Source organism: Pseudomonas sp. NPDC089996 (genome assembly GCF_044748405.1).
Classification (GTDB): domain Bacteria; phylum Pseudomonadota; class Gammaproteobacteria; order Pseudomonadales; family Pseudomonadaceae; genus Aquipseudomonas.
This window is the reverse complement of sequence record NZ_JBIVGA010000004.1, coordinates 315,729-328,499: the sequence shown is the minus strand read 5'-3', so window position 1 is coordinate 328,499 and position 12,771 is coordinate 315,729. Positions and strand designations below refer to the sequence as shown.

The following is a 12,771-nucleotide window of genomic DNA, read 5'->3' as shown; positions in this document are numbered from 1 at the left end:
TTGGCGGTGATCAGGGAGCGGGAGCGCCCGTGCGCAGCGGCACGGGCGTGGCTAGACAGGGCTTAGAAAACCGAGTTGTAGCCGCCCAGCTCGACCTGGACCGACTTGATGCGAGTGTATTGAGCCAGCGAGCTAACGCCGTTCTCACGGCCAACGCCCGACTGCTTGTATCCGCCAACCGGCATTTCGGCTGGCGACTCGCCCCAGGCGTTGATCCAGCAGATACCGGCTTCCAGCTGGTGGATGATGCGGTGGGCGCGGGAGATGTCGTTGGTGCAGACACCCGCGGCCAGGCCGTAGTCGGTGTCGTTGGCACGGCGGATGACTTCTTCTTCGGTCTCGTAGGTGAGGATGCTCATCACCGGGCCGAAGATCTCTTCCTTGACGATGGTCATGTCGTCGCTGCAGTCGGTGAACACGGTCGGGGCCACGAAGGCACCGTTGGCGAAGTCACCGGCAGTCAGGCGCTCACCGCCGCACAGCACGCGGGCACCTTCTTCCTTGCCCTTGGCGATGTAGCCCAGCACGCTTTCCATGTGCTGGAAGCTGACCAGCGGGCCGAAGTTGGTGTTCTCGTCTTCCGGGTTGCCGACGCGGATGCGGGCAACGCGCTCGGCGATCTTGGCTTCGAAGGCCGCCTTCATTTCAGCCGGGATGAACACGCGGGTGCCGTTGGTGCAGACCTGACCCGAGCTGTAGAAGTTGGCCATCATGGCGATGTCGGCGGCCTTGTCCAGGTCGGCGTCGGCGCAGATGATCAGTGGCGACTTGCCGCCCAGTTCCATGGTGACTTCCTTGAGCGACGAGCTCGAGGCGCTGGCCATGACTTTCTTGCCGGTGGTAGTGCCGCCGGTGAAGGAGACTTTCTCGATGCGCGGGTGCTCGGTCAGCCAGGTGCCGACTTCACGGCCGCTGCCGGTCAGCACGTTGAACACGCCATTCGGCAGGCCGGCTTCGGTGTAGATCTCGGCCAGTTTCAGGGTGGTCAGCGAGGTGACTTCCGACGGCTTGAAGATCATCGCATTGCCAGCGGCCAGGGCCGGGGCGGACTTCCACAGGGCGATCTGGATCGGGTAGTTCCACGCGCCGATACCGACGGTCACGCCCAGGGGCTCGCGGCGGGTGTAGACGAAGGACGACTCACGCAGCGGGATCTGCTCGCCTTCGATGGCCGGTACCAGGCCAGCGTAGTACTCCAGCACGTCTGCGCCGGTGACGATGTCGACGTAGCGGGTTTCCGAATACGACTTGCCGGTGTCCAGGGTTTCCAGCATGGCCAGCTCGTCGTTGCGCTCGCGCAGGATGTCGACGGCGCGGCGCAGGATGCGCGAACGCTGCATGGCGGTCATCGCCGCCCAGACCTTCTGGCCGCGCTCGGCGCTTTCCACGGCCTTCTCGACGTCAGCCTCGGTGGCACGTTGCACGTGGGCGAGGACTTCGCCGGTAGCCGGGTTGATGGCTTCGAAGGTGGCATCGCTGCCAGCGTCGACGTAAGCGCCATCAATGTAGAGTTTTTGCGTTCCGAAACGGGCCATAGTGTCCTCGCAAGTGCAGTGTGTGGTTGGCTGCGCGTCACGCTCCTGCCGGGTTGGCAAGCGCCGTGCGTGCTTGATCAGCGGCCTGGTCGGTTGTGTCCAGGGTGTGCTGTTTAGCCAGTTGTAGATCCATGTATTCGTATGCAATCCGTATTGCCTGGTCGGTGTCGAAGGCATCCCCCGACAGGGCACCACGCAGCCAAAGGCCATCGATCAGGGCTGCCAGGCCGCGGGCTGCCTTGCGCGCATGGTAAAGCGGCAGGGCGCGGCGGAACTGGCAGCACAGGTTGGAATACAGGCGGTGATCGTTGATCCGCTGCAACCTGTGCAAATCGGGCTGGTGCATGCTGGAAGCCCAGAAGGCCAACCAGGTTTTCATTGCCGGGCCGTTCACCTGGCTGGCATCGAAGTTGCCCTCGATGATCACCTTCAGGTGAGCGCGCGGGCTGTCGTCCGTCAGGGCCTGGCGACGTGCTCTGACGCCGTCGTTGAGCATGTTCATGATGTAACCCATCGTCGCTGCGATCAGGCCGTTCTTGTCCCGAAAGTAGTGACTGATGATGCCGTTCGACACACCGGCCAAACGGGCAATCAGCGCAATGCTGGCGTCCCCCAGTCCGACCTGATCGACCGCCAGCAACGTGGCTTCGATCAATTGCTGGCGGCGGATGGGTTGCATACCGACCTTGGGCATCTTGCTATCTCCTCAGGCCCTGCGAGCAGACGACAGGCGGCTGACTCGGCGAGGACCAGTCTATTTTGTTTTGATTGAACGTTCAATCAATAAAGAATAAGCTCTGCGACAATTTGTGCCATTGACACTCTTTCGAGCGGCCAGTGCGGCACGGATTGACACCCCAGGAAATCGCGTAACCCCCGGAATACAAGGCGTTGACGGGCATGAGCGATGCGAAATGCAGATACTGCCGTACGGTCACTGGCCCTGCGACAGGCCCTTGGAGCGGGCGGGGTGATCTGTGACGAATGCGCGCACCTCATTCGAGGCGTGGCATTTGCAGCAGGTCACCTGTCTGTTTTTTTGCAACGTATCGATTCGGGATCACGGTTTCCAGGGTGCTTTTATAACACCTGATGCAGTGGGGATATTCCACCAATTGCTCGGGAAAGACTGATTAGCCTCCACAGCCGTACTGCCCGGAGCATTCGTGCAATGAGTTCTGCCTCACTTACAAAGCCCCCCGCCGAGAGGGTACGGGTCAACCGCGTGGTGTTCTTCACCTCCGCGCTGATGATCCTCGTTCTGACTGCCTTGCTGATCGCTGTACCCGAAACCGCCGGCCAGGTGCTGGGCGTGGCCCAGAAGTGGCTGACGCGTACCTTCGGCTGGTACTACATGCTGGTCATCTGCGGCTACCTGGTGTTTGTCGTCTACCTGGCGTTCTCCGACTATGGCAGCCTCAAGCTTGGCGGCAAGGACGACCAGCCTGACTTCAGCTACGGCGCCTGGGCCGGCATGCTGTTCTCTTCCGGCATCGGGATTTCGCTGTTGTACTTCGGCGCCTCCGAGCCGCTGGACCACTACTTCAACCCGCCTGAAGGCACACCCGCCAGCCTTGAGGCTGCGCGCCAGGGCCTGCAGCTGACCTTCCTGCACTGGGGCCTGCACGGCTGGGCCATCTACGCCCTGGTAGGCCTGGCCGTGGGTTACTTCGCCTACCGCCACAACCAGCCGCTGGCCCTGCGCTCGGCGCTGTACCCGCTGGTGGGTGAGCGTTGGGTCAAAGGCGCTGCCGGCAATGCCGTGGACATCTTCGGCATGTTCGTCACCCTGCTGGGCCTGGTGACCAACCTGGGGATCGGTTCGATGCAGGTGTCGTCCGGCCTCGAGTACCTGTTCGGCATGGACCACAGCAAGACCAGCCTGCTGGTGGTGATTCTGGTCATGGCCGGTGTCGCTACCGTGGCTGCGGTGTCGGGTGTGGAAAACGGCATCCGTCGCCTGTCCAACCTGAACATCATGCTGTTCAGCGGCCTGTTGATCTTCGTGCTGCTGGGGGGCGAGACCCTGCACCTGCTCAACGGCTTCGTGCAGAACGTTGGCGACTACCTCAATGGCATCGTGCTGAAGACCTTCGACCTCTACGTGTATGAAGGCGAAGCCGGCAAGTCCGAGCGCTGGCTGGGCCTGTGGACCGTGTTCTACTGGGCCTGGTGGATCTCCTGGGGCCCGTTCGTCGGCATGTTCATTGCCCGTATCTCCAAAGGCCGTACCGTCCGCCAACTGGTCATGGGCGTGTTGCTGATCCCGTTGGGCTTCACCCTGGCCTGGCTGTCGATCTTCGGCAACACCGCACTGGACCTGGTGATCAATCAGGGCGCGGTGGAGCTGGGCAAGACGGCCCTCGAGCAGCCGTCGATGTCGATCTACCAGCTGCTGGAGTACTTCCCTGCGGCCAAGATCGTGATCGGAGTTGCGGTATTCGTCGGCTTCGTGCTGTTCCTCACCCCGGCCGACTCCGGCGCGGTGATGATGGCCAACCTCTCGTGCAAAGGCGGCAAGGTCGACGAAGACGCCCCGCACTGGATGGTGGTGTTCTGGTCGGTGGTCATCACCCTGGTCACCATCGGCCTGCTGTTTGCCGGCAACTTCGAAGCCATGCAGACCATGGTGGTGCTGGCCGGCCTGCCGTTCTCGGTGGTGCTGGTGCTGTTCATGTTCGGCCTGTACAAGGCCATGAAGCAGGACGTTGCGGTCGAGCAGGAGCGCGCCGAGCTGGCCGCCCGTGGCCGCCGCGGCTTCAGCGAGCGCCTGACCCAGCTGGAACTGCAGCCGACCCAGGCCGTGGTGCAGCGTTTCATGGACAAGCAGGTCAGCCCGGCGCTGAAGGAAGCTGCCGCACAGTTGCAGACCCTGGGCTTCGAGGTGGAAACCCGTGTTGGCCAGTCGCGCAACATGATGGGCCTGCGGGTGATGATGGACGAGGGCAACCCGTTCGTATACGAAGTGAGCCTCGACGGCTATATGGCCGCGCCGAGCGAGGCACCGGTCGAAGGTGAACCGGAAGTGCGCCAGCGCTTCTACCGTGCCGAGGTGTATCTGCACAACGGTAGCCAGGAATACGACCTGATGGGCTTTGCGCCCGAGCAGATCGTGCGGGATGTGCTGGACCAGTTCGAGAGCCACCGCCAGTTGCTGGGGCGTGTATATAGCTGATCGCCCTGAGGCAAACAAAAAACCCGCTCACCTGAGCGGGTTTTTTATGCCTTGAAGGCTGCGCGATCGCTTGTAGGAGCGGCCTTGTGTCGCGAAAGGGCCGCAACGCGGCCCCGGCAATCTGTGCTGCATGGCTGAAACCCTGGGGCCGCTACGCGGCCCTTTCGCGACACAAGGCCGCTCCTACAAAGACCGTGTCCGATGCAAGAATCAGCGATTTGCGTAACGGCCGTTCTTGCCATGCCCTGGCATCGCCTGATTACCGCGCACGGCAATCATCTGCTGCAGCCTGATCAGCTCGATACCCTGGCCCTTGAGCCGTGGCAGCTCACGCTCCAGCACTTCCAGCGTCTGTGGATAAGGGTGCCCGATCAGCACCGCCGAGCCCTGTTTGCGTGCCAGGGCAATACCTTGCTGCAGCTGCCCGTTGATCGCCTCGGTGGTGCGCACGTCATCGAGAAACACATCCCGTGAAACATGCGCCAACCCTTGCGCCTGTGCCTCTGCCGCCGCGACCGTGGCCGCACTGGTACGGCTGTCGACGAAGAACAGGTGCCGACGCTGCAACTCGCCCATCAACCAGGCCATCGGCTCACGCTGGGCGGTCATGCGGCTGCCCATGTGGTTGTTGATGCCTGCTGCATAAGGGACCTTGGCCAAGGCCGCATCCAGCCGCCGGGCCAGTTCTTCGAGGGGAATGCCGGGGTGCCAGGCATAGGGCCCGGTGGCCGGGTCCATGGGCATGTGCAGGATCACCGTCTTCCCGGCCTTGTGGGCCTGGTGGGCGAAGTCCGTGGCATGCGGGGTGTCGGGCATGATAGCCATGGTGACCGGCCCGGGCAGGGCCAGCGTGCGGCTGTCGCGCTCGGGGCTCTGGCCCAGGTCGTCGATGATGATGCTCAGGTAGGCCTTGTTGGCCGGCGCCGCTTGCGCAACGCCGGCCAACAGGCAGAACAGCAGACACAGCAGATAACGCATCGTGTGGATCATTTACCCGAGGTGATGTTCAGGCCCTTGAGCAGGCTCAGGGCCTGGCTCAACTGGAAGTCATCATCCTGTGGGCGCTCCTTGCGCTTGCTGCTGCCGGTCGGGCGGTCGGCGCCGCCGTTGCCGTTACCCAGGTGGCCCTGCAGGTCGGCTTCCTTGAAGGTGTCGGTGTCGCTGGCATCGGCAGTCAGCCTGGCCGGGCGCACTTCGATGTCGGGGACGATGCCCTGGGCCTGGATCGAGCGACCGTTGGGGGTGTAGTACAACGCAGTGGTGAGCTTCAGCGCACGGTCGTTGGCCAGCGGCAAGACGGTCTGTACCGAGCCCTTGCCGAAGCTGTCGGTGCCCATCAGCACGGCGCGTTTCTGGTCCTGCAGGGCGCCGGCGACGATTTCCGATGCCGAGGCACTGCCGCCGTTGATCAGCACCACCAGTGGCACGCCTTCGCTGGCGTCGGCCGGGTCGGCGGAGAAGCGCAGTTCGGAGTTGGCGATGCGGCCCTTGGTGTAGACGATCAGGCCCTTGGTCAGGAAGTGGTCGGCCACTTCCACGGCCGACTGCAACACGCCGCCCGGGTTGTTGCGCAGGTCGAGGACCACTCCGCGCAGCTTCTTGCCGTTGTCCTTGCGCAGCTTGGCCAGGGCCTTGCCGACTTCATCGCCGGTCTTGACCTGGAACTGGGTGATGCGGATGTAGCCGTAGTCGTTCTCCAGCAGCTGGCTCTTCACGCTCTTGACCTGGATCACCGCCCGGGCGAGGGTCACGTCGAACGGGCTGCCGCCGTCGCGCACCAGGGTCAGGGTGATTTTCTCGCCAATCTTGCCGCGCATCTTGTCGACCGCTTCGGTCATGGTCTGGCCGCGGGTCGGCGCGCCGTTGATCTTGACGATCAGGTCACCGGCCTGCACGCCGGCACGCGAGGCCGGGGTGTCGTCGATCGGCGAGACCACCTTGATCATGCCGTCTTCCTGGCCCACTTCGATGCCGAGGCCGCCGAATTCGCCGCTGGTGCTTTCCTGCAGCTCCTGGAAGTCCTCAGGGCCCAAGTAGGCCGAGTGAGGGTCGAGGTTGCTGAGCATGCCCTTGATGGCATTTTCCAGCAGGGTCTTGTCGTCTACCGGTTCGACATAGGCAGCCTTGATGCGGTCCATGACCTCGGCAAAGGTGCGCAGCTCTTCCAGCGGCAAGGGCGCCTTGGCGGTCACCTCGGTGGCAGGCACTGCGGCAGGTCTGGCTGGCGAAGCCTTCGCCGGTTCCGCGGCGCTGGCCAGGGGTGCACCGATCGCCAGGGCGATGGTCAGGGCCAGCTGGGTGAGGCGAGGCGAGTGCAGCATGTCGAACGAACTCCTGATCCTGTAAACGCTCCCTGCGGAGCATCGGCGCGGCGCAAGGCGCTACACCGTAAGTAATGTGTCAGCCGCGGCACCACTGCGACGGGTCGGTGGGCCGACCCTGCTGGCGGATGGCGAAATACAAGCCTGCACTGTCCTGGCCACCGCTGTCGCCAACGGTGGAAATGGCATCACCGGCCTTGACGATGTCGCCGGCACTCTTGAGCAGGCTCTGGTTGTGGCCGTACAGGCTCAGGTAACCATTACCATGGTCGAGAATGACCAGAAGTCCAGCGCCACGCAACCAGTCGGCAAACACCACGCGCCCGCCGTGCACCGCGTGAACCTGGGTGCCGGGGCTGGCGCTGATCATCACGCCGTCCCACTTGGCCCGGGCGTCATTGCCGCGGGCTTCGCCAAAGCGTGCCAGCAATCGACCATTGACCGGCCACGGAAGTTTTCCCCGTGCTGCAGAAAATGCACCGCCATAGCTCGCGCCGTCACTGGAAACCAGCGGGCCGAGGGTGGTGCGGGCCTTTTTCGGCGGCTCGGCATCTTCCTTGTCCGCACGGGCAGCCAAGGCTTCCTGCTGGCGGCGTTTCTCGGCTTCCTGCTGAGCCAGCAGGGCCTTCTTGCGCGCTTCCTCGGCTTCACGCGCCTGGCGGGCGAGGGTTTCTTCGATGGTCTTGAGCACCTTGGCCAGGTCGGCCTGGTCCTGTTGGCGGGCCTGCAGCTTCTGGTCGCCGTCTTTCACATCGCTGTTGAGCTTGGCAAGGACCTGCTGGCGCTTGCTGCGCTCGGCGTCCAGCGCCTGACGGCGCGTGTCGAGGTCGGCGCGCTGGGCCAGCAGTTGTTCCTGCTGACGGGAGATGTCCTGCTCGACACTGGTCAGCTGGCGTAACGTCTCGTTGAACGCCTTGAGCTGTTCGAGGCGTGCTTTGCTCAGGTAGTCGTAATAGGACAGGGTGCGGGCGAATTTCTCTGGGTTCTGCTGGTTGAGCAGCAGCTTGAGGTATTCCTCGCGGCCATTGTTCTGGTAGGCCGAACGGGCCTGGATGGCAATCAGCCGTTGTTGTTCAACGCGGGCGCTCTGGAGTTTTTTTTTCTCGGTATCAAGGCGCTCCAGCTCGCCCTCGGTCTTTTTTAGTTCTTGTTGCAGGGCCTCCACCTGCTTCTCCAGGTTACCGATGTCGGTCTCGGTGGCCTTGAGGTCTTTTTGCACACCGGCTTTTTCTTCCTGGAGCTTGCCCAGCGTCTTCTTGAGCTCGGCAATGTCCTGGCGGGTGGCGTCCAGCTGCTGCTGGGTCTGTGCGCGCTCATCGGCAAAGGCCGGGCTGAGCAGGCAGGACAGGGCTAATAGGATCAGGGCGCGTAGCATGGGGTTTGGCGTACCAGGGATGGAGACTGGGCTAGTATGCCCGCGCGGGCGGGCAAAAAAAACGCCTCGCTGCCGGGGCAGCGGGGCGTTTGTCCGGAATTCATGTGCAAAGGGGGGCAAAGTGGCCCCGGTACACTGAATCAGGCGTCGACCAAAATCGAAGTACCGGTCATTTCTGCCGGCTTTTCCAGGCCCAGCAGCTTCAGCATGGTCGGCGCCACGTCGGCCAGCACGCCGCCTTCGCGGACCTGCACCTTACGCTTGCCAACATAGATGAACGGCACCGGCTCGGTGGTATGCGCGGTGTGCGCCTGGCCGGTGCATGCGTCCTCCATCTGCTCGACGTTGCCGTGGTCGGCGGTGATCAGCGCTTCGCCACCGACCTTGTCTAGCGCCTCGACGATGCGCCCGACGCAGGTATCCAGGGCCTCGACAGCCTTCACCGCAGCCTCGAACACGCCGGTGTGGCCGACCATGTCGCCGTTGGCGTAGTTGACCACGATCACATCAAAGCGCTGCTGCTCGATGGCCTCGACGATGCGATCAGTCACTTGTGGTGCGTTCATCTCCGGCTGCAGGTCGTAGGTGGCGACCTTCGGCGACGGGATGAGGATGCGCTCTTCGCCTTCGAACGGCTCTTCGCGACCGCCCGAGAAGAAGAACGTGACGTGTGCGTATTTCTCGGTTTCGGCAATGCGCAGTTGGGTCTTGCCGTTTTTTGCCAGGTACTCGCCCAGTACGTTGTTCAGGCTGGACGGGGCGAAGGCTGCCGGCGCGGCGATTTTTGCCGAGTACTGGGTCAGGCCGATGTAGGCCGCCATTTTCGGCAGGCGTGCACGCGGGAATTCGTTGAAGTCCGGCTCGACGAAGGCACGCGACAGCTCGCGGGCGCGGTCGGCGCGGAAGTTCATGAAGATCACGGCATCGCCGTCTTCGACCTTGACCGCCTCGCCGATGCGCGTGGCCTTGACGAACTCATCGCTCTCGTCGCGGGCGTAGGCCGCTTCCAGGCCCGCCAGCGCGGTGTCGGCGGTGTATTGGGCAACGCTGTCGACGATCAGGTTGTACGAAGCGGCTACCCGGTCCCAGCGGTTGTCGCGGTCCATGGCGAAGTAGCGGCCGATCAGGCTGGCGATACGGCCCTTGCCGAGCCTGGCGAAGGTCGCGTCGAGCAGTTCGATCGACGATTGTGCGCTGCGTGGCGGGGTGTCGCGGCCGTCGAGGAAGGCGTGCAGGTAGATCTTTTCGGCACCGCGCTGCGCTGCCAGTTCGGCCATGGCGATCAGGTGGTCCTGGTGGCTGTGCACGCCACCGTCGGACAGCAGGCCGAGGATGTGCACGGCCTTGCCGGCGCCCGCTGCCTTGTCTACCGCACCGGTGAGTACCGGGTTCTGGAAGAACTCGCCATCGCGGATGGCTTTGGTCACTCGGGTGAAGTCCTGATAGACGACGCGCCCGGCGCCAAGGTTCATGTGGCCGACTTCAGAGTTGCCCATCTGCCCGTCAGGCAGGCCGACATCCATCCCGGAGCCCGAAATCAGGCCATGCGGCTGGGTGGCGCGCAGGCGGTCATAGACCGGCGTATTGGCGGCGTAGATGGCGTTGTATTCGGGGCTTTCGCTGTGGCCGAAGCCATCCAGGATGATCAGGACCAGGGGTTTGGGCGTACTCGTCATCAATCAAACTCACGGTTGTTCAAAGATGATAAAGACACGCATTTTAGGGCAAATGCGCCATCTGCGGCGAATAATCATCCTGTTGCCCGACCGGCGCAGGCAAGCCGGCAACATGAAGGTACCTTTACCGCCGGCCCTTCGGGCTTTGGTGGCACTGGGGGGCTGTGTATACTGGCCGGCATTTTCAATCGCCTGGAACACCGCTGATGGTTGCTCACCTGATTCAATTCGCGACAGATCACTACATCCTGGTGGCGATCTTCGTTGTTCTGCTGGTCGCACTGCTCGTCAATGAACTGCGCCGTGGCGGCCAGAGCCTGAGCAATGGCCAGCTGACCGCGCTGGTCAATGCCGACAAGGCGCTGGTCATCGACATTCGTCCGTCCAAGGAGTATTCCGCCGGCCACATCGTTGGTGCACTGAACATCCCGCAGGACAAGGTCGCCAACCGCATGGCCGAGCTCGAGAAGCACAAAGAGAAGACCCTGATCGTCGTCGACGCGATGGGCCAGCAGTCCGGCGCGATCTGCGGCGAGCTGCTCAAGGCGGGTTACAACGCCGCCAAACTGAGCGGTGGCGTTTCCAGCTGGAAAGCCGATAACCTGCCCCTGGTGAAGTGATATGAAGCCCGTCATCGTCTACTCCAGCGACTACTGCCCCTACTGCATGCGCGCCAAGTACCTGCTCGAGAGCAAAGGCGTGGCCTTCGAGGAAATCAAGGTGGACGGCAAGCCGCAGGTCCGCGCCGAGATGAGCCAGAAGGCCGGCCGCACTTCGGTGCCACAGATCTGGATCGGCAGCACCCACGTCGGTGGATGCGATGACCTCTATGCCCTGGAGCGCGCCGGCAAGCTCGACGCGCTGCTGGCGGCCTGATTTGCACTGCATTCAAAAACATTAGGATAAGGATCTGCCATGACTGACCAACAGACCAACGGCGCTGCTGCAGAAGACAACAGCCCTCAGTTCTCCATGCAGCGCATCTATGTGCGTGACCTGTCGTTCGAAGCCCCGAAAAGCCCGCAGATCTTCCGTCAGACCTGGGAGCCGAGCGTTGCCCTGGACCTGAACACCAAGCAGAAGGCCCTGGAAGGCGACTTCCATGAAGTGGTGCTGACCCTGTCGGTGACTGTCAAGAACGGCGACGAAGTGGCCTTCATCGCTGAAGTCCAGCAGGCGGGTATCTTCCTGATCAAGAACCTCGACGCTTCCTCGATGAGCCACACCCTCGGCGCGTTCTGCCCGAACATTCTGTTCCCGTACGCCCGTGAGACCCTGGACAGCCTGGTGACCCGTGGTTCGTTCCCGGCCCTGATGCTGTCGCCGGTCAACTTCGACGCCCTGTACGCGCAAGAAATGCAGCGCATGCAGGAAGCTGGCGAAGCGCCGACTGTGCAGTAACCGTTGCCGGTATCGGAAAAGCGCCTCTCGGGGCGCTTTTTTGTTGCCTGTTCCGGCCCTTTCGCGGGCACGCCCGCTCCCACAGGTATTGCGCCAATCCTGAGGCCTGCGCTGTACCTGTGGGAGCGGGCATGCCCGCGAAGAGGCCGGTACAGGCTATGCATCAGCTTCCGGCAAACCCGTTCTGCCGCCAGGCTTCATACACCGTCACCGCCACCGTATTGGACAGGTTCAGGCTGCGGCACCCCGGCCGCATCGGCAGGCGCAGGCGTTGCTCGGCCGGCAGGCTGTCCAGCACTTCAGCCGGAAGGCCCCGGCTCTCAGGCCCGAACAGGAACGCATCACCGGGCTGGTAGGCCACTTCATGGAACGGATGCGAGCCCTTGGTGGTAAAGGCGAACAGCCGCGGATTGCCCAGGCTTTCCAGGCATCCGGCCAGGCTTTCGTGGCGCTTGAGCGTGGCATACTCGTGGTAGTCCAGGCCCGCACGGCGCAGGCGCTTGTCGTCCAGTTCGAAGCTGATCGGCTCGATCAGGTGCAGCGCGCAACCGCTGTTGGCGCAGAGGCGGATGATGTTGCCGGTATTCGGCGGAATTTCTGGTTGAAAAAGGATGACGTGAAACATGCACGGCTCCAAACGTGAAGATGACGAGCATTCTACCCTTGAACCCGACCTGCGTTCGAAGGCCTGGCCGCGCATGCTGCTTTCCCTGGCGTTGTTCGGTGTATTGGTGGGCTTGATGATTGGCCGTTTGACTGCCCCCGATGAGCATGTGCTGGAGCAGGTCGAGGTGGTGCAGGATGGCCTGGACCTGTGGTTCAACGAAGAGCCCAGGCTGCATGGCGAAAATGTCGAAGGTACCGTAGCGCTGTTGTTCGAGGCCGAGGGCAAGGCGCAGCGGGGTCAGCTTGACCTGCAGGGCAAGCCGGTCGGCTGGCGATTGCAGAAGAGCGACAAGGGGCTGTTGCTGACGGTGGTTGCGGCGCGTCCCCTGCACGGCGAATGGGCCGGTGCAGAGGACGCTGGGCGCTGGCGGGTGCAGGTGAAACTGCACGAATAAAAGAGGGGATATCTCGGCCTGCCTGTACCAAGGTCCCCAAAAGGGTTTACAGCGAATTAAAGAGGGGATGGCCCGGCCTGCCTGTACCGAGGTCCCCGAAAGCGGCGTTACTGCAAATAAAAGAGGGGTCACCCGGCCTGCCTGTACCAGGGCCCCCGAAACGGGATATGTATTGGCTATTGCAGGGGGCGTGCCAGTTTTGTAAATCCCGGAAATAAGGGCTTTCA

The 12,771-nt window shown here is 62.8% G+C and carries 12 protein-coding genes; 5 read left to right on the top strand and 7 right to left on the bottom strand.

Translation table 11 applies throughout. The features are described from left to right. Positions 1-62: 62 nt before the first annotated feature. Positions 63-1,535 (bottom strand): betaine-aldehyde dehydrogenase, encoded by a 1,473-nt coding sequence (gene betB / locus ACIPW4_RS09310; RefSeq protein WP_085677962.1) that lies wholly within the window; start codon positions 1,533-1,535, stop codon positions 63-65. 37 nt (positions 1,536-1,572) lie between these two features. After that, a complete protein-coding gene (gene betI / locus ACIPW4_RS09305) occupies positions 1,573-2,229 on the bottom strand; it encodes a transcriptional regulator BetI (RefSeq protein ID WP_400656933.1) in 657 nt (218 codons plus the stop codon). A 477-nt stretch (positions 2,230-2,706) separates the two neighbouring features. Here betI and ACIPW4_RS09300 point away from each other — a divergent pair, with 477 nt between their 5' ends. Next, on the top strand, positions 2,707-4,710 hold the full coding sequence (locus ACIPW4_RS09300) for a BCCT family transporter (RefSeq protein WP_400656932.1): 2,004 nt from the start codon (positions 2,707-2,709) through the stop codon (positions 4,708-4,710). Between the two features lie 210 nt (positions 4,711-4,920). Here ACIPW4_RS09300 and ACIPW4_RS09295 read toward each other — a convergent pair whose 3' ends face one another. The 4 genes from ACIPW4_RS09295 to gpmI form a co-directional block, all read right to left on the bottom strand. Then, positions 4,921-5,688 carry a divergent polysaccharide deacetylase family protein gene (locus tag ACIPW4_RS09295; protein WP_400656930.1) on the bottom strand — a complete coding sequence of 256 codons (768 nt, stop codon included), beginning with the start codon at positions 5,686-5,688 and terminating at the stop codon, positions 4,921-4,923. Between the two features lie 8 nt (positions 5,689-5,696). Beyond that, positions 5,697-7,031, bottom strand: coding sequence for a S41 family peptidase (locus tag ACIPW4_RS09290; RefSeq protein ID WP_400656928.1), 1,335 nt, complete (start codon positions 7,029-7,031; stop codon positions 5,697-5,699). Positions 7,032-7,110: 79 nt separating this feature from the next. Further along, positions 7,111-8,406, bottom strand: a complete 1,296-nt coding sequence (locus ACIPW4_RS09285; RefSeq protein ID WP_400656926.1) for a murein hydrolase activator EnvC family protein — start codon at positions 8,404-8,406, stop codon at positions 7,111-7,113. 140 nt (positions 8,407-8,546) lie between these two features. Next, positions 8,547-10,082 carry a 2,3-bisphosphoglycerate-independent phosphoglycerate mutase gene (gpmI, locus tag ACIPW4_RS09280; protein WP_400656925.1) on the bottom strand — a complete coding sequence of 512 codons (1,536 nt, stop codon included), beginning with the start codon at positions 10,080-10,082 and terminating at the stop codon, positions 8,547-8,549. Between the two features lie 206 nt (positions 10,083-10,288). On the opposite strand from gpmI, the gene ACIPW4_RS09275 reads away from it, so the two are divergent. From ACIPW4_RS09275 to secB, 3 genes are read left to right on the top strand one after another with little or no spacing between them, the layout of a single operon-like run. Then, on the top strand, positions 10,289-10,702 hold the full coding sequence (locus ACIPW4_RS09275) for a rhodanese-like domain-containing protein (protein WP_400656923.1): 414 nt from the start codon (positions 10,289-10,291) through the stop codon (positions 10,700-10,702). Position 10,703: 1 nt separating this feature from the next. Continuing rightward, entirely contained in the window at positions 10,704-10,958 is a 255-nt protein-coding gene (gene grxC / locus ACIPW4_RS09270; RefSeq protein ID WP_003249204.1) for a glutaredoxin 3, read from the top strand. 39 nt (positions 10,959-10,997) lie between these two features. Further along, the gene (gene secB / locus ACIPW4_RS09265) at positions 10,998-11,483 is read left to right on the top strand and encodes a protein-export chaperone SecB (RefSeq protein ID WP_012312355.1); all 486 of its coding nucleotides are present in this window, start codon (positions 10,998-11,000) and stop codon (positions 11,481-11,483) included. A gap of 163 nt (positions 11,484-11,646) precedes the next feature. Here secB and trmL read toward each other — a convergent pair whose 3' ends face one another. Then, positions 11,647-12,108, bottom strand: a complete 462-nt coding sequence (gene trmL / locus ACIPW4_RS09260; protein WP_054884254.1) for a tRNA (uridine(34)/cytosine(34)/5-carboxymethylaminomethyluridine(34)-2'-O)-methyltransferase TrmL — start codon at positions 12,106-12,108, stop codon at positions 11,647-11,649. Here trmL and ACIPW4_RS09255 point away from each other — a divergent pair. Beyond that, entirely contained in the window at positions 12,107-12,544 is a 438-nt protein-coding gene (locus ACIPW4_RS09255) for a hypothetical protein (RefSeq protein ID WP_400656920.1), read from the top strand. The genes trmL and ACIPW4_RS09255 overlap by 2 nt on opposite strands. The last annotated feature ends 227 nt before the right edge of the window (positions 12,545-12,771 follow it).